Raw genomic sequence first — 16,669 nt, 5'->3', positions numbered from 1 at the left:
TTGGCGAAATATAACCCCTCGAATAAAATAAAACGAGGGGTTTGTCAACAAACTGGGATTAGCCTTGTGCTAATCTTTTTATTTATAAGAACAAGAATTGTTGTACTTACAAATAAAACAATGTATTTTCCTACTATATTAAAAGGAAGGAAAAACACACAATTTACTAACCAAGTAACTGTTAAATAAACTTCATAAGAATAATTTCCAATTGTTTCTATTACTTTATTTTGTTTCGAAATGGTTTCCATTAAACAAACAAAACCAATCGCAAATAAACTTCCAAACATATAAAATAAATTATTTTGTAGGAATTGATTTCGATAAACAATATAAGTAATCAAAACTATAAATGGAAAACAATATCCAATGTATTTCTTTATGTTTTCTGTTAACTCAAAATAATATAGTCCACAAACACATACTAGAATTCTTCCGGATAATAAAGGATATGGTAAGGCACATGATAAAAATATAGATAGAATCAATACAGTAATTTTATTATTTATTTTATATAAGATAGGTAAAATAAATGACATAAATAAGGCAAATAAAACATACCAATAATATAATGATTGTTTCATGATGCCATATAATAATATAGTAGAAATATATTTGTTTAGATTAAAGGTATGAAAACAAATATATTTAATCAATGATTCTATGTTCACAGAAATAAAAAATGGAATATATAATCGTATAAAGCGAAGAATACAATATTGAATGTAGTCTTTAAAAGATACAATTGGTTCTTTTTTCATTTTGAAACAAAAAGAAATTCCCATACAAAGTGCAAAAATATCAACGCCTAAAATTCCCATTTGAACTAGGTTTCGATCTATTTTATTCATAGGTAATACGTGAAATAAAAACACCATTATAGTGGCAATTCCCATACATATTTTTCTTGTTTTCATATGTAATATTTTACCATATTTATAGTGTAGATTTCTTTACAAAACAAGGAAAAAACTATAGAATTAAGCTTTGTGGGTACATGATTTTTACCCCTGGAATGGGAGGAAAAAAATGAAGAAAAATAAAATAAAAACATTAAGTATACAAATATTATGGGAAACCATTGGAAGTATTTTTATTGCCATTGGGATCTATAACTTTGCGGTTCAAGCTAAGTTTCCAATGACTGGTTTTTCCGGAATTTCAATTATTTTATATCGTTTATTTGATATGCCAATTGGTTTATCAACAATTATATTAAATATTCCAGTTGCGATTCTTTGTTACAAGTTGTTGGGAAAGAAATTCTTTATTAGCTCATTAAGATGTATGTTTATTTCATCTATGATTATTGACTATGTTGCACCTTTATTCCCCGTCTATACAGGAAGTCGATTATTAGCTGCATTATGTACAGGCGTATTTGCGGGAATTGGATATGCCCTTGTTTATTCAAAGAATTCATCAACAGGGGGATCGGATTTTATCATCATGGCTGTAAAAGCTAAATTTCCTTATTTATCATTAGGAAACATCGCTTTCTGGTCAGATGTTGGTATTATCACGATTGGTGGTATTATTTTCAATGATGTCGATGGTATTATTTATGGAATGATTATCAATTATATTTTCTCTATTGTAGTTGATAAATTTGTATATGGTCTTAACTCTGGAAAATTAGGATTGATTGTTACCGAACACGGAAAAGAAATTTGTAAAGTCATTGATGATGTTTGTCAAAGAGGTACAACAATTCTACATGGTGAAGGTGGATATCAAGGAGATACTAAACAAGTTGTTATGTGTGCTTGCGACACTAAGGAAATGATTCAAGTACAACAAGCAGTAAAAGAAGCCGATCCGGCTTCTTTCATTATTGTATTAGAGTCTCATGAAGTTCATGGAGAAGGTTTCCACATGTTCCAAATTGGAGAAGAAAAGAAAAATTCATAGTGCATTAAGTGTTCGATATTTTCGGACACTTTTTTAAATTATTTTTTTCGAATATATATAATGGAGGTTTTATAATGAACAAACATGAAACAAAAGAATTAGATGTCATAGCTAAAAAGATTAATACCCATAAAAGTATCGTTTATATTTCGGCAGAGTCCCAAAGTGTTGCTCTGTCAAAATATTCGGGTGGGGCATTTGTCGGAAGCATGATTTCTGTATAAACGACTTCCTTTTGCTTTCGGTGGTGATCTTTGTTTTTCTGGTCGTACTCGGAAAACAGTTTTTCTTCGGCTTGATAGTTAGCTCCGGCAACCGCAGAACTGCCTTTGCTTCTCTGAACAATTCGTATGTTCAGATGGGGTACTGGCATTTTCATCAACTCCTTTCGCAATAATGAATAAAACAAAAGGCACTAACTTTTTTACTGTTAGTGCCTTTAGGCTTAGTCATTATTTGATTTTTGTTGTCTGCGTGAAATTGGAATTTTCCATTCTTAAGTCATAGCTTATTTACCAATTTTTCTATCAACGAGTTTACCTCTTCCGGTGCATCGGTATTAGAATTGTGCCCCGCATTTTTTATCCATGCAATAGGAATTCCTGATTTCTTATGCCATGCTTTGTTATAGCGGATGCAGGAACCCGCATGATCCTTTTCTCCGCATATCAACTGTGCAGGACATTTAATTTTATATGGTAGATTTGCTTCCATTGCTTCGGCTAATATTTTGAAACCATGACCTGAGATTTTGGCGTATCTTTTCTGGTCACCATCATAAGTCATCATTATTTCATGCATTACGTTTCTTCCATACTCAGACATAGCAACACCATTTGTTCCTATCTTCAATAATGATTTCCATGGATAATATCTATATACTGGCTCCATTCTTTTAAGAAGCCACAATTCTATTCCCGTCACATAACTTCTCTGCAACGGTGCAGAATCAATAGAAACAAATCCCTTTAATTTATCTGGATATAGTTCTGAGTATGCTTGTCCGACATAGCCACCCATTGACTGTCCTATAATTATAGGACATTGAATATTTTCTGAACACAGAATCTCATCAAGCCATTTCGCTTTATCCATCAAAGAAAATGTAAATGCAAACGGCCATGATTTTGCGTGACCAGGTGCATCCCATACAAATACATTATATTTTTCTTCAAAATATGCGATCTGTTTATCAAATAATCTGTGATCTGCGGTTAACCCTGGGAGAAAAATCAAGGTTGGATTTTCTAAGCCATGTTCCATATTAATCCAATAATGAATCTCTCCACATATAGTTTTATATACTTTTTCCTCCATTGCATTTCCTCTGTAAGCTTCAGATTTTACTAATTCATTTCTTTTTCAAATCTAAAGAAATAGTTGTTTTCCTCTGGGATATTCCCTGCGGTATCTCCTGTCTGATGTGGGTCTTTATGTTTGGGATTGAAAAATTCCACAATCTTGAATCCACAGCGATTTACATAAAAATGTATGTTTCTCTTATCATAATATGGTGTATGTGTTTCCCAAAGAGTTATTTCAGGGTGCAATTCCTCGATAGCTTTCCAAATCTTCAATCCGTATCCGGCATTTTGCGAACCCATCTTTACATACAGAAGATGAAGCGAGCCAAACTTTGTTTCATTTTCTGTAACGATTATTGTGCCGCCGACTCTTTCTCCGACAACCTCAGCAAAATATGCTTCGGAAGCGTCTGCATTAAAGGATTCTTCAATATCCTCTATTGGAAGAATTGTTTTATCAAACGCGCCGAACTCATCGGTATAAGCGTTCTGAAAGGCTGCCTGAATTTCGGTTATAAATGTGCTTTTGTCCTCGCCGGTAATTATCGGTCTTAAAAAAAATTTATCCATACTTCTTTATTCTCCTTAAAAATATTGTTGCTTTCTTAGACAAAGAAGCATAGTTTATTCTCTCCCACCCCAATTAAATAATCTCATTGTTCATTACTCCAAATTCAAATTTTCGTTTGCTCCTATTATACTGCATCTGATTTCAAAATGATAGTAGGCAGAATTACGTGTTAATTGCTTAATCCCCTAGTAAGAATCACATCATTTGATAATTGTTTTTTAGTGACATGTTGAACCACTTATTGGCAGAGCATTTATCGTTCATCAAAAAATCCACAACCATACCATTTTCAGCTTGAATAAATTTCGTGTCTTGTCCGCCAACATCAATAATTGAACAATCGCTTCCATACATAGCACCTCCACTTTTTCCGTGGTAAGTGATGTTTCTTTACTATTCCATCCTGTGGCAGAACAAAATGGGTATCAACATCTCCTATTGTCATTACTTTGGATGCTGTGAATCCTCCAATTCCTTGTGGTCCTAGTAATACTTTATGTCCCGTAAAAGCTAAAAAATCATAGTTTTACTTTTTTTAATGTATTATTATAAACTATATATGAGGTATTTTATGGTTGGAAAAATTATTTGTGCTTTATGTGGAATTTTATATGCGCTTCCTTTTCTTTATATTGGTTTCTTTAGAAAAGATGACATAGTTCCTATTTCTTTTTGGAGTGGTGATGAATTAAAAATAAACAATGTCAAAGATTATAATATTCATATGTCTTCTTTGTATAAAAGATATGGATTCATTTTATTAGTTTGTTCAAGTCTATGTTTTATGAATACTTATATAGGTCTTATTTCATTGTTTATTTGTAGTATATTAGGTCTATTCCTAATTTATCGTAAATACAAACAATATTTAAAAAAATACGCATAAAAAAACTGGATTGCTCCAGTTTTTAATATTTTTCTCCATTTGTTTTAATGACTTCTTGATAATACGCAAAGGAATCTTTTTTATAACGCTTTAAAGTACCTTTTCCTTCATCGTCCATATCAACATAAATGACTCCATAACGTTTAGCCATTTCACCTGTTGAAGCAGATACTAAATCCACAATTCCCCATGGTGTATATCCAATTAAGTTCACTCCATCACTAATAGCTTCATCCATTGCTTTGATGTGTTGTGAGAAGTAATCAATACGATATGGATCGTGTACTTGTCCGTCTTCTAATTTGTCATAGGCTCCTAACCCATTTTCCACAATCATACATGGCACTTGGTAGCGGTCTTCAATTTCATTTAAGATATATCTTAAACCACTTGGATCGACTCCCCAACCCCAATCAGAGTATTTAATATATGGATTCTTAGCACCCATTGATAAGTTTCCTACTCCATCTTTTTGAGCATCTGCGTGTGTTGTGACACAAGAAGTGTTGTAGTAAGAGAATGTAAACATATCTACTTTTCCTTCTTTTAAGATTTCAGCATCTTTTTCAAAGAAAGCAGGGTCTAAGTCATATTTTTTCCAAGTTCGTTTGGCACTTGCTGGATAAGCTCCTCTTGTTTGTACATCTCCGCAATACCAGAAATAATCTTGCATCTTTTGTTGTGAATACAATACATCAGCTGGATCACATGTTAGTGGGTAATTGACTAAACCAGCAATCATACATCCCATTACATAATTAGGATAATTGTCATGGGCGTATTTGACAGCTTTAGCTGATGCGACAAATTTATTGTGTAATTGTTTATAGGCAAGGGCTGTTTTTTCTTTTGGATAATTAGGAACAAATGATGCCATCATCAACATAGAATTAATTTCATTGAATGTTAGCCAATACTTAACTTCATCTTTGTATTCTTCAAAAATAGTTTTACAGTATTTCACATAGGCATCAATCGCTTGTTCATTTTCCCATCCTACTTCTTGTACGATTGTAACAGGATCATCGTAATGAGAAATAGTAACTAATGGTTCAATTCCATTGGCTTTTAATTCTTTAAAGACTTCGTGATAGAATTTCAATCCGGCTTCATTTGGTTTGTCTTCTAATCCAGTTGGATAAATACGAGACCAAGAAATAGACATTCTAAACATGTTCATTCCTAATTCTTTAAATAAAGCAATGTCTTCTTTGTAGTGATGATAAAAGTCAGTTCCCAAGTGATTTGGATAATAACAATCATCTAAACAAGTTAATGTAGCTCCTTCAGGAAGGGTTGTACCAACAATTGAAGTTCTTTGTTTTTGGGGATTTCCATTGACATCGATATAAGTTAAATAACGAGCCGATGTAGCCGATCCACCTGTTGTATAATCTGTTAAAGCAGGTCCTCTTCCATCTTCATTCCATCCACCTTCGTATTGGTTAGCAGCCGTAGCTCCTCCCCAGTAAAATCCTTTAGGAAAACTCATACTATTGTACCTCCGAACGAATTCCTTTAATAATTTCTGTATTCTTTTCTACGTGTCCTGTTTGAAGAATCACAACGTCTAAATATTCTTTTGTGTTTGTGATCACAACCGGAATTTCAGTATTATATCCTTCTTGTTCAATTGCTTCTTTATCAAAAGAAACTAATTTATCTCCTGCTTTAACAACATCATCTTGTTTAACATAAGAAGTAAAGTGTTTTCCTTGTAAGTTGACTGTATCAATTCCAATGTGAATTAATACTTCAATTCCATCTTCACTTACAATTCCAATGGCATGTTTAGTTGGAAATAAAGTTTTAATTGTTCCATTTACAGGAGAAACAATTTCTCCGTCATCAGGAATAATCACAATTCCATGTCCTAATGCTTCAGAAGAAAAAGCAGGGTCACTTGATTCTTTAATGTCTTTAACTGTACCGCTTACTGGCATGTTCACAACATTGATTTTATTGTCTTTTTTTTCAACTGGTTTTGTTTCGACTTCTCCATCTTTATAGAAGAAGAAAGTTAATAAGAATCCTACTACCAATGGTACGATTACCGCAATAACGATTGGTAAAATTTGTGGGTTTTCAGGGTTTAAGAAACTTAATAATCCAATTAATCCCATACCAGCGTATGTATAAATTTTCATATCAAATAAACCAATAACGAATCCAGCACAAGCTCCTGAAATACAGCTGATTCCTAATAATACTTTACGAGGAATAATAATTCCATACATTCCTGGTTCTGTAACACCAAAGATAGCAGATGCTGCAGCTGGTAAAGCATTTTCTTTTACGTCTTTGTCTTTTGTTTTAATGAAAGCCGCAACTAAAATACCAACAATTCCAAAGCAAACTGTCCAAGTAGCTCCTAACATTAGTGAAGGTGTACCAGACATTACGGCATAGAACGCAAACATAACAATTAATCCATGGATACCAAACATTACTAAAATTTGCCAGATTCCACCTAAAATAGAACATCCAATTAATGGACTGAATTCAAAGATCCAGTTGATTGCTGTTGCCATAAATCCTGATAAAACATTGGCAATAGGTCCAATGACCATGAATGTAATAGGGAAAGCAATAATTAATGTCAACATTGGTGTCATGAATCCATTAATTAATTTAGGTAAATGTTTTTTAAAGAATTTATATAAAGGCGCAGCTAATAATAAACCAAACATTACTGGTAAGAAACTAGATGTATAGCTTACATTTGCTGTATATCCAAATACGGTTACATCTACGTTTTGAATGCTTGGATAAATCATACAAGCACCAAAGATTAAACCAAAATATGGATCAATTCCTAAATAACGGGCAATGTTGAATCCCATTACGATTGGTAAACAATAGAAGAAAGCATCTCCTGCTGCGTTTACTAACATACAGATTCCACCGTCTGATGGTAATCCACACATTTGAAGGATAACTAATACTCCTTTTAAGATACCGGCAGCACACATGATATTAAGTGTTGGTCCTAAACCTGACTTAATTAATCCAAGGGCTTTGTCTAAAATAGATTTCTTTTCGTTTGTTTCAACAGCTTTTGTCATGTCATTATTAATTCCTAACTGTTCACAAACTTCGTCGTAAACGTCGCCAACATGTTCACCGATAACGACCATGTATTCTCCAGCGGCTTTCACTAGTCCAATTGTTCCTTTTAAGTTTTTGATGGCTTCATCATTCGCTTTTGATTCATCTTTCAACTTAAAACGTAAACGTGTCACACAGTGTCTTAAACTGTCGACATTTTCCTTTCCACCGACATTAGCGATAATATCGGCTGCTAAATCTTTGTACTTTTTCATTTCTTTTTCCTCCTATAAGTACGTAAATAAGAGGTTTGGCCAACTTAATGTTACCATCCAATATAAGAACTGATTTCTCAGTCATTATCAAAACAATGTACAATACGATGAATATGGATTGTTAAATACAATTTCTCTCCATCACTTACGGAATACTCATAATTACTCTTTAACATCTTAGCAATGTTTTCAACGCAATTATAAGAATTCTTATATTTCATTTTCACAATATCTAATAACTCTGCATCGTCTTTGTCATCTAATGTTTTATTATAGACAAGACGCTGTGCAAAGAACTTAATATGTGTAATAAAACGATCATAGTAAACTGAATCACTTGAAAAATCTGTTTCATAATAGTTACGAACTACTTTTAAAATTTGTTTAATGATTTCCGTTGCCTTTAAAGTTTCTTCTATATAAGAGTTTTCTGTTTCCGCATTCACAATATGTAACGCAATAAAAGAGGCTTCATCTTCTTTTAAACCAGCACCTGTTTTTTTATTAATCATTTCTAGTGCTTTAATTCCTAATTTATGTTCTTGACTATAATAACGAGAAATTTCCCAAGACATTGAATTAGTCAAATAAATTCCTTCTTTAGCTCGTTTAATGGCTTCATAAATATGATCGGATAAAGAAATATAAATAATATCAGATATATTTTGATTGATATTCGCACGTACCATTTCAATAATTTCACAAGTTAAGTCAATAATTTCAACGGGAATGTGTTTTGTGATTTCTTGAAACTTCGACATGTTTTCTTCTTTTAAAACAAAGATTTGCGTAATACGTGATTCATCAATCGCATCTCCTACTTTTTTAGAAAAGGCAATTCCTCTACCACTAACAACTTCATCTTTACCATTGTTTTCGACAACTACAACATTATTATTAAAGATTTTCTTGATGATCATTGTATTACCTCCTAAAAAAATAAAAAACCTATAGAAAAAAAGGGATTCTCTATAGGTTTAGCTCTTTCGATTACTATCCATAACTTATTATACTGAAGTTGAAAGCGATTTCAAGTGGTTTTTTGTTTTTTATTAAAAATATTTGATATACTAAAATCAAAGGAAGGAATACATTATGGAAGACAACAAACAAATTGAAACAAAGAAAGAAAGTAAAGTTAAATCATTCTTTAAGAAGCTTATTTTTAATAAATATGTGTTCAGTGTACTAATCGTTATTATATTGGTATTAGGTTTATTTATCGGATTTGGTGATAAATTCATCACTCGTAGTGATCCTACTAATTTAGTTTTAAAAGACATCGGTGAATTGGCCACACAATGTGCGTATGTAACAGAAGTTAATGAAGTGAAAGATACAAGAACACTATGGAATGTCGATATACCTCTTACTACTTCTCATCTAATCTATAGTTATGATTTTGAAATAAAAGCTGGTTTTAATGTAGATGAGATAAAACCAGTCGTTAATGAAGAAAAGAAAACAGTGACAATCAAAATGCCTAAAGCTGAGATTTTATCAAATGAAATCAAACTTGAAACTTTTAAGGTTTATTTAGAAGATGAAAGTAAATTCAATAACATCAAATTAAACGAAAACAACGAAGCTATTATTGCGATGCAAAAAGAAGCTCAAGAACATGCCATTCGTAATGGTATCTTAACAGAAGCAGAAGAAAACGGTAAAAAGGTTATTACTTCTTTATTTTCTAATACTTTTGATCCTGAAGAATATGAATACAAATTTAAATTTAATTAGGAGTTCAATATGAAAAAGACAGTATTAATGATTTTAGCGATTGTAGTAGTTGCTTTAATCTTATTTTATGGTTATTTATTTTTTACAGCTTAAATAGACAAAAAAACAGGTTGCCCTGTTTTTTTATATGTTCAAATATTGTTCAACTTTTTGAACAGCTTCATCTATTGTACTTTCTTTTGTTCTTTCATACCAAAAATATATGCTCTTTTTAATGTCATTGTAATATAGTTCATTAATGCTTCTAAGTGTTTCATTACATGTTTTCTTAGCTTGATTGGGATTGGTTGCACTATTAATGAATTCATTAAAATCTTGATGATCTTTACGATTACAATAGTCTTCAATTATATTCGTTGGATCTTTAATTAAGAAAACAATTCGTTCTGATTCTGTGATTTGTTTTGCTTGATTCAGATTTAAGTGACAGTCACATATTATTTTTTGGTTTTGAGAAAGACGAATTAAGTCCAATAAAATAAAATCTAATTGTTCACGTGTATTTTCTAATAACCATTTTCTGTATTCTTCTACACTTCTTCCAAAGAATTCATCGGCATCTTGAAAGTCTTTATTCATTGCTGATTGGTCATTTGAATTGGATAGTTTTAAATGATTACTGAATTGTTCATCTACATCGTATACAAATAAATTATGTCTTTTTCCTATTTCTCTTGAAATGGTTGTTTTTCCTCCACATGGAGTTCCTGTTATAAAATATACGTTTTTTAAGTATTCTTTAATTACATTATCTTGAAATATCATTTTAAATGCTCCTTTTCTTTTATTTAATTTGATATTTCTTTATCGTGTAAATGCCACCATTTCTATCATCTCCTTTATTTCTTATTCCGAAAAAGTGAAAAAAATTCAAGTTTTCGGAGTAATCATACATCATTTTACATCGCCATTTACTGCGCCGTTTACTGCGCCATGTTGAATCGTTACTTTTATAATAATAAAATTATTAGATGAATGCTTCTTATTCCGAAAAAATGAAAAAAATTCAAATTGTCGGAATAACTAGTTTGTAAGTAACCATCTTTCAATATCAATAATTTGTATACCTTCGTATTGATATTGTTCATGATGCGTATTAGCTAATAATATTTTAGGATAGTTGTCTTTGATTTGTAGTAGTGAAGATACTTCTCTTTCGAATGTCTTTTCATTTGTGATGTCATCACTGACTTGAATATATATTTTCTCACTTTGTTTCATCGCAACAAAATCTACTTCTTTTTTATATAGTTTTCCAACATATATTTCATATCCTCTTCTTAACAATTCAATCGCAACGATATTTTCATATATTCTTCCATAGTCCATATTTCTTGTACCAATGTTGGCATATCGAAAAGAATGATCTGTTAAATAGTATTTGTCATTGGTAAACAAGTATTTTTTTCCTTTAATATCATAGCGACGTACTCTATAGAATAAAAACGCATCTGTAAAGTATTTCATATACAATTTAATTGTTTTGTCACTGATATTAAAATTAGCTTTTTCTATTGTTTTAGAAATACTGCTTGCAGATGTTAGCGCACTTACGTTATCCATCATAAAATAAGCTAAATCTCGTAGTATTTCTTTATTTCTCATAGCGTGTTTACTTGTGATATCTCTAATAATAAGTGTTTCAAATATATCACGGATGTATTTGTACTTTTCGTTTCGTTCTCTATAGACAAATGATCCTGGCATTCCGCCTTCTAAAACGTATTTTTCTAAAGTATATTCGTTTCCATAGTATTCCACACATTCGGAATAAGAAAATGGAAATATTTCTATTTCATAGGTTCTTCCTGTAAATAGGGTTGCCAAATCACTGCTTAATAAAAAGGCATTGGAACCAGTAATGTATATGTCATATTTTCTACTATTATGAAGACTATTAATGACTTTTTCAAATCCTTCGCACATTTGAACTTCATCAATGCAAACATAATTATTTTTAGTGGGGTTGTAACAATTATTAATGTAATTGTTTAAGGCATGGTATTCCAAGTATGGTTCACTGTCCAATGAATTGAAGTCAATAAAAATGATATTCGCATTGGCATCGTTTTGTTTAAGATATTCCATGAACTGCATCAATAAAAAGCTTTTTCCTGATCTTCGAATTCCTGTAATTACTTTTATATCAGGAGTTCCTAATACGTTAATCATTTTTTGTAGGTAATTTCTTTGTATTATTTTCATGATTGATCCTCTTTTTTATTATATCTCTTATTCCGAAAAAATGAAAAAAATTCAAGTTTTCGGAATAAGAAAAAACTCGTCTTTTTTTGACGAGTTAGAATACAAAAGAACTGAATAATACAATTAAAGGAATTGCGATAATTGTTCTTTCTAAGAATATAATTAATAGTTTCCAGAAGTTTAATGGAACTTCACTTTTAATAGCGATAACGCCTACTTCGGTTAAGTAAATGATTTGAACTAAAGATAGAGCCGCAACCACAAATCTTGTTTTAACAGATTGAATTCCAGTTAATAATAGGGCAGGGATAAACATGTCTGTGAATCCAATCAATGTAGCTGGAGCAGCTGCAAAGGCTTCTTCTATTCCAAATAATTTCAAATACATTCCCATTGGATAGGAAATAATATCAACCAATGGTGTATATGTCGCAACAATTAAAGCTAATGTTCCCCATGCGATTACCGTAGGCACTAAGTCAAACAACATACCCATAACAACTTCCATTCCATTGGTAATAATGTTTTTTAGGGTAAATGTTGAGGCTCTTTTACATCCCATTTCCACGGCATATTTAAAGATATGATGTTCATCTGGGATATCTTCTTGGATTTGTTTTCCTACTTGTTCTTGGTATGTGTTTTCTATATTACAAATTGGAGGGATTCTTCTAATAATAATGGCCAGGATAATTCCAGTCACACATATAATCAAGTAAAAAGCAGGGAACAAATGGGCTACGCCTACACTATTGGCAATCAATAAACAAAATGGAATGGATACTAATGAGAAGTTAGTCATAATATAGGCTGCTTCTCTTTTCGTATAAAAGCCTTTCATGTATTGTTCTCTAGTTAAAATAACCGCGGCATTGCTTGCTCCAAACCATGAAGCAATCAAGTCTACCGATGCTCTTCCGGGTACTCCAAATAGTGGTTGTACAATGGGTCTTGCCATAACGCCTAGAAATTCCATAATTCCACAATCTGTTAAGAATGGAAGCATAAAACTAAATCCTAGTACAATGCATAGAAGTGTTCCGGCTAGTCCTACAATGGTTCCTCCTACATCGGCTCCAATAATGAATTCGGGTCCGATATTAAAGACAACCATAAAACAGATAATGGCTCCCATTATTTTAAAGGTAAGATAAAAAGGAGTTGTGGAAAAGGCTTTTTTTAGGTAATGGTTATTTTCAATCCATTTTGGTTTACAAATGGTATCGTATAAACTTCCTACAGCGGCAATAACCATTAAAACTAACAAAACATATGGTAGGGCATTTCCTAATAAATCGTGGATAAAGTTTTTAACGTAATCAATAAATGTTGTGAATGCCCCGTTTTGAGGAATCGGGAAAAGGAACATAAAGATTCCTAATCCAGATCCAACAACAAATTTAGTTAAATTTTTCTTATTTACGTATTTATTTCCCATAAACTAGAAAATCAAGAAACTAATTAATACAACAAATGGTAAAGAAATAATTGTTCTTTCTAAGAAAATAATGATGATATCAACGAATTTTTGTACTAATTTAGTTGAAGTTAATAAAGCACCGATTTCTGACATAAATACAATTTGTAGAATACTCATAGCCCCAACAATGAACTTAACTTGTGGATCAACTAATCCTTTAGTTAAGATAACTGGTAAATAGTTATCAGCGAATCCAGATAAAATAGCTGAAGATGCTACGTATGCATCTTGAATTCCTAATACGTCCATGAATAATCCAATTGGATATGAAAGATATTCAAGAATTGGTGTATATGTTGATAACACTAAAGCAGCTGTTCCCCAGAAAATGATAACTGGTTGAAGACATAAAATATAAGTCAACATGTTTTGAATTTTATTTTTGAAGTTATCTACTGTTACTGTTTCAACACGTTCACAAGCTAATGTTAAGGCTTGTTTGCAGATTCCACCGTCTGTTTCTTTTTCAACAACACGATCACTTGTTTCTTTACCATTTACATATAAGTCTTGGTAATGAGAAATAGGTGGAATACGAATTCCGATAATAGCTACGATAATTCCTACTAATGTAATTGTTAAGAAGAACCATCCGAATTTATCCATAATACCTAATACATTGGCAACTAATACAACCCATCCAATACTTGAAGTTGAGAAAGTTGTACCAATAATAGCTGCTTCTTTTAATGTATAGTATCCTTCATCAAATAATTGACGAGTACCCATGATAGCAGCGTTTCCAGGTCCTACCCAAGCACTGATGATACTAACGGCAGCCATTTTACTTACTTTGAACAATGGTTTAACGATGAATCCAAATAAAGTTCCTACGAATTCCATGAAACCGAATTCTAAGATAAATGTTTGGAAGAAAATCATTGGTGGAATAATAATTGATAATTGAGCAGATAATGGTAACATTGTTCCACCTGTATCAATTGAAGTAATCATTTCAATTGGGAAATTGAAACAAACGATAACGGCAATGATAGCTCCACATACACGGTTAATTACATCGAAACAAGAACAAGAAAATAATTTTTTCATTAATTTATTGTCTTCGATGAATTTAGGTTTCGCAAAGAAATCAATTACAGCTAATACAGCTGATAATACTACTAAACAAGTAATCGCAATTTCTAAATAGTGACCAGCAAAGGCTACGAATTTCTTTAAGTAATAGAAAGTAAATGTATCAACGCTATCGGCAAAGTTCAATGGAATAACTACTAAGAATAATCCTAGAAGAGTTCCAAGTGCAAATTTCAATGTACTTTTTAAAGTAATTTTAGTTTCTTTCATTTTTCTCTTCTCCATTTATTTATTCTGCTTCAAGTTCAGCAATTAAACTCTTAAGCATATTTCCTGATTTTAATAATTTTTCTTTTTCATCTTGGGCAATTTCAACTTCTAATGTACGAACCACTCCGCTTTCGGCTACGATAGCAGGAACAGATAAACATACATTATCTAATCCGTATTCCCCTTCTAAGAAACTTGAAACAGGTAAAATAGCGTGTTCGTTTCTTAAAATAGCACATACAACGGATTTAATCGCATCGGCTACACAATAACAATTTGGTCCTTTTTTCTCCCAAACATCAAAGGCACTTTGTTTAACATTGTTTTCAACTAAGTCATGGTATCCTTCAGGTAATTCTTTACCAACAACTTCAGCATATTCTTCTACAGATACACCCGCAATGTTTGTCAATGACCAAGCAGCTACTTGAGAATCTCCGTGTTCTCCTAACATAAATCCATGTACCGATCTTCCATCGATTCCAAAGTCATTTGATAACATGCAACGGAATCTTGATGAATCTAATACAGTACCTAATCCAAATACTTGGTTTTTAGGTAATTTAGAAATCTTATATGTTAAGTAAGTTAAGATATCTACTGGATTTGATACAACTAAGATTTTTCCATTTGGACTGTTTTCTACGATTTGAGGAACAATACTATTTAAAATCGCAGCATTTTTTCTTAATGGAACTAGTCTTGATTCCCCTGTTACTTCAGGAACACCAACAGTAATCACAACTACATCAGAGTCTTTACTATCGGCATAAGATCCATTTCTTACTTTAACAGGTTGAATTAGTGGAACACCGTGTGCAATATCCCATGCATTTCCCCATGCACGGTCATCGTTAATATCAACGATTACGATTTCATCGACAAGTCCACTTTCGGATAACGCAAATGCTGCAGTAGAACCTACAGCCCCTGCACCTACAATTGTTACTTTTCTCATTCTTTCTCCTTTATCCTGATTTTTCAGGTAATATACAAATTTATTTAATAAATATTTAAAAAGTGAAACGCTGTTTCGCTTTTTATTGTATTAAATTTTTACCATTTGTAAAGAAAAAATAAATATTTTTTAAACCAAAAAATATGTTATTATAAATCGATAGGAGAAAACACATGGAAAAAGAACCAACATTTATCACTATCCTTGGAAAAGCCTTCCATATCTTGGATTATTTATATGAAATTGACCAACCCGTAGGCGTCACAGCCATCTCAAAATCATGCGAAATACCTAAAGCCAATACGTTTCGTATTTTAAAAACTTTGGAAACTTTAGGTGTAATTGAAGAGAAAAAAGATGGATATGTATTAGGAAAGAAACTAATGACATATGGAAACAATGCAGCGAATCAAAATGATTTAGTTACTTTAGCTAAACCATACATGAAACAGCTATGTGAACAAACCAATGAAACTATAAATTTAGGAATACAATATGAAGATCAAGTATTAATGATGCACTCGGAATTAGGAGCCAAAACATCATTAGTTTCTAGATTATTGCCTGTTTGTCCTTTGTATTGTTCATCAATAGGAAAATTATTCTTAGCTAATTTAGAAGATAATTTAATTGAAGAATACTTTAATAGTATTACACCTGAACAAAGAACTATCTCAACAATCACAACAGCACAACAATTCAAAAAAGAAAAAGACACAATCCTAAAAGAAGGATGTGCCTATGATAGAGAAGAATATGAATATGGTCTATCTTGTATGAGTGTTCCTATCTATGATAGAAATAAAAAAATAATAGCAGGTATCTCCCTTTCAGGTCCTACTACTAGACTACAAGTACATGGTTTCAATAATTTAATGGAACAACTTCATAATACAGCTAAACAAATCAATCATGATGTTGAGATGTTTCTATAAAATAGAGTAGAGGGAAAATAAACTATTTTCGCCCCTCTCATTGCACCGTAC

17 protein-coding genes are annotated in these 16,669 nt (G+C 31.8%); 4 read left to right on the top strand and 13 right to left on the bottom strand.

What is annotated here, in order from left to right; genetic code table 11:
• Positions 1-44: 44 nt before the first annotated feature.
• Entirely contained in the window at positions 45-917 is an 873-nt protein-coding gene (locus tag ACI313_RS01155; protein WP_439755081.1) for an acyltransferase family protein, read from the bottom strand.
• 112 nt (positions 918-1,029) lie between these two features.
• Between ACI313_RS01155 and ACI313_RS01150 the strand changes: the two genes are divergently transcribed.
• The gene (locus ACI313_RS01150) at positions 1,030-1,911 is read left to right on the top strand and encodes a YitT family protein (protein ID WP_320104405.1); all 882 of its coding nucleotides are present in this window, start codon (positions 1,030-1,032) and stop codon (positions 1,909-1,911) included.
• Positions 1,912-2,053: 142 nt separating this feature from the next.
• Here ACI313_RS01150 and ACI313_RS01145 read toward each other — a convergent pair whose 3' ends face one another.
• The 4 genes from ACI313_RS01145 to ACI313_RS01130 all read right to left on the bottom strand — a co-directional run bounded on the left by ACI313_RS01145 (position 2,054) and on the right by ACI313_RS01130 (position 4,170).
• A complete protein-coding gene (locus ACI313_RS01145) occupies positions 2,054-2,290 on the bottom strand; it encodes a MobA/MobL family protein (protein WP_320607417.1) in 237 nt (78 codons plus the stop codon).
• Positions 2,291-2,412: 122 nt separating this feature from the next.
• Positions 2,413-3,228, bottom strand: coding sequence for an alpha/beta fold hydrolase (locus tag ACI313_RS01140; RefSeq protein WP_320104406.1), 816 nt, complete (start codon positions 3,226-3,228; stop codon positions 2,413-2,415).
• Positions 3,229-3,257: 29 nt separating this feature from the next.
• Complete coding sequence (locus tag ACI313_RS01135; protein WP_439755080.1) at positions 3,258-3,785, bottom strand: GNAT family N-acetyltransferase; 528 nt, start codon at positions 3,783-3,785, stop codon at positions 3,258-3,260.
• A gap of 196 nt (positions 3,786-3,981) precedes the next feature.
• Positions 3,982-4,170, bottom strand: a complete 189-nt coding sequence (locus tag ACI313_RS01130; RefSeq protein WP_320607428.1) for a BadF/BadG/BcrA/BcrD ATPase family protein — start codon at positions 4,168-4,170, stop codon at positions 3,982-3,984.
• Between the two features lie 187 nt (positions 4,171-4,357).
• Between ACI313_RS01130 and ACI313_RS01125 the strand changes: the two genes are divergently transcribed.
• On the top strand, positions 4,358-4,672 hold the full coding sequence (locus tag ACI313_RS01125; protein ID WP_320607416.1) for a hypothetical protein: 315 nt from the start codon (positions 4,358-4,360) through the stop codon (positions 4,670-4,672).
• A 22-nt stretch (positions 4,673-4,694) separates the two neighbouring features.
• On the opposite strand, the gene ACI313_RS01120 is transcribed toward ACI313_RS01125, so the two are convergent.
• The 3 genes from ACI313_RS01120 to licT form a co-directional block, all read right to left on the bottom strand.
• On the bottom strand, positions 4,695-6,164 hold the full coding sequence (locus ACI313_RS01120) for a glycoside hydrolase family 1 protein (protein ID WP_320607415.1): 1,470 nt from the start codon (positions 6,162-6,164) through the stop codon (positions 4,695-4,697).
• Position 6,165: 1 nt separating this feature from the next.
• Complete coding sequence (locus ACI313_RS01115) at positions 6,166-7,995, bottom strand: glucose PTS transporter subunit IIA (RefSeq protein WP_320104408.1); 1,830 nt, start codon at positions 7,993-7,995, stop codon at positions 6,166-6,168.
• 77 nt (positions 7,996-8,072) lie between these two features.
• The gene (licT, locus tag ACI313_RS01110) at positions 8,073-8,915 is read right to left on the bottom strand and encodes a BglG family transcription antiterminator LicT (RefSeq protein WP_320607414.1); all 843 of its coding nucleotides are present in this window, start codon (positions 8,913-8,915) and stop codon (positions 8,073-8,075) included.
• A gap of 175 nt (positions 8,916-9,090) precedes the next feature.
• Here licT and ACI313_RS01105 point away from each other — a divergent pair, with 175 nt between their 5' ends.
• Entirely contained in the window at positions 9,091-9,735 is a 645-nt protein-coding gene (locus tag ACI313_RS01105) for a DUF4230 domain-containing protein (protein WP_320607413.1), read from the top strand.
• Between the two features lie 123 nt (positions 9,736-9,858).
• Here ACI313_RS01105 and ACI313_RS01100 read toward each other — a convergent pair whose 3' ends face one another.
• From ACI313_RS01100 to ACI313_RS01080, 5 genes are all read right to left on the bottom strand, one after another.
• Positions 9,859-10,500: an AAA family ATPase gene (locus ACI313_RS01100; protein ID WP_439755079.1), complete on the bottom strand. Its 642-nt coding sequence runs from the start codon at positions 10,498-10,500 to the stop codon at positions 9,859-9,861.
• Between the two features lie 258 nt (positions 10,501-10,758).
• Positions 10,759-11,940 carry an ATP-binding protein gene (locus ACI313_RS01095; RefSeq protein ID WP_320607411.1) on the bottom strand — a complete coding sequence of 394 codons (1,182 nt, stop codon included), beginning with the start codon at positions 11,938-11,940 and terminating at the stop codon, positions 10,759-10,761.
• 94 nt (positions 11,941-12,034) lie between these two features.
• Positions 12,035-13,378: a YjiH family protein gene (locus ACI313_RS01090; protein ID WP_439755078.1), complete on the bottom strand. Its 1,344-nt coding sequence runs from the start codon at positions 13,376-13,378 to the stop codon at positions 12,035-12,037.
• 3 nt (positions 13,379-13,381) lie between these two features.
• On the bottom strand, positions 13,382-14,725 hold the full coding sequence (locus ACI313_RS01085) for a YjiH family protein (RefSeq protein WP_439755077.1): 1,344 nt from the start codon (positions 14,723-14,725) through the stop codon (positions 13,382-13,384).
• Positions 14,726-14,744: 19 nt separating this feature from the next.
• Complete coding sequence (locus ACI313_RS01080) at positions 14,745-15,683, bottom strand: L-lactate dehydrogenase (RefSeq protein ID WP_439755076.1); 939 nt, start codon at positions 15,681-15,683, stop codon at positions 14,745-14,747.
• Positions 15,684-15,856: 173 nt separating this feature from the next.
• On the opposite strand from ACI313_RS01080, the gene ACI313_RS01075 reads away from it, so the two are divergent.
• Positions 15,857-16,618 (top strand): IclR family transcriptional regulator, encoded by a 762-nt coding sequence (locus ACI313_RS01075; RefSeq protein ID WP_320607407.1) that lies wholly within the window; start codon positions 15,857-15,859, stop codon positions 16,616-16,618.
• Positions 16,619-16,669 lie beyond the last annotated feature (51 nt).

Source organism: Floccifex sp. (assembly GCF_051873495.1).
In the GTDB taxonomy this organism is placed as follows: domain Bacteria; phylum Bacillota_I; class Bacilli_A; order Erysipelotrichales; family Erysipelotrichaceae; genus Floccifex.
This window is presented reverse-complemented; position numbering and strand designations above follow the sequence as displayed.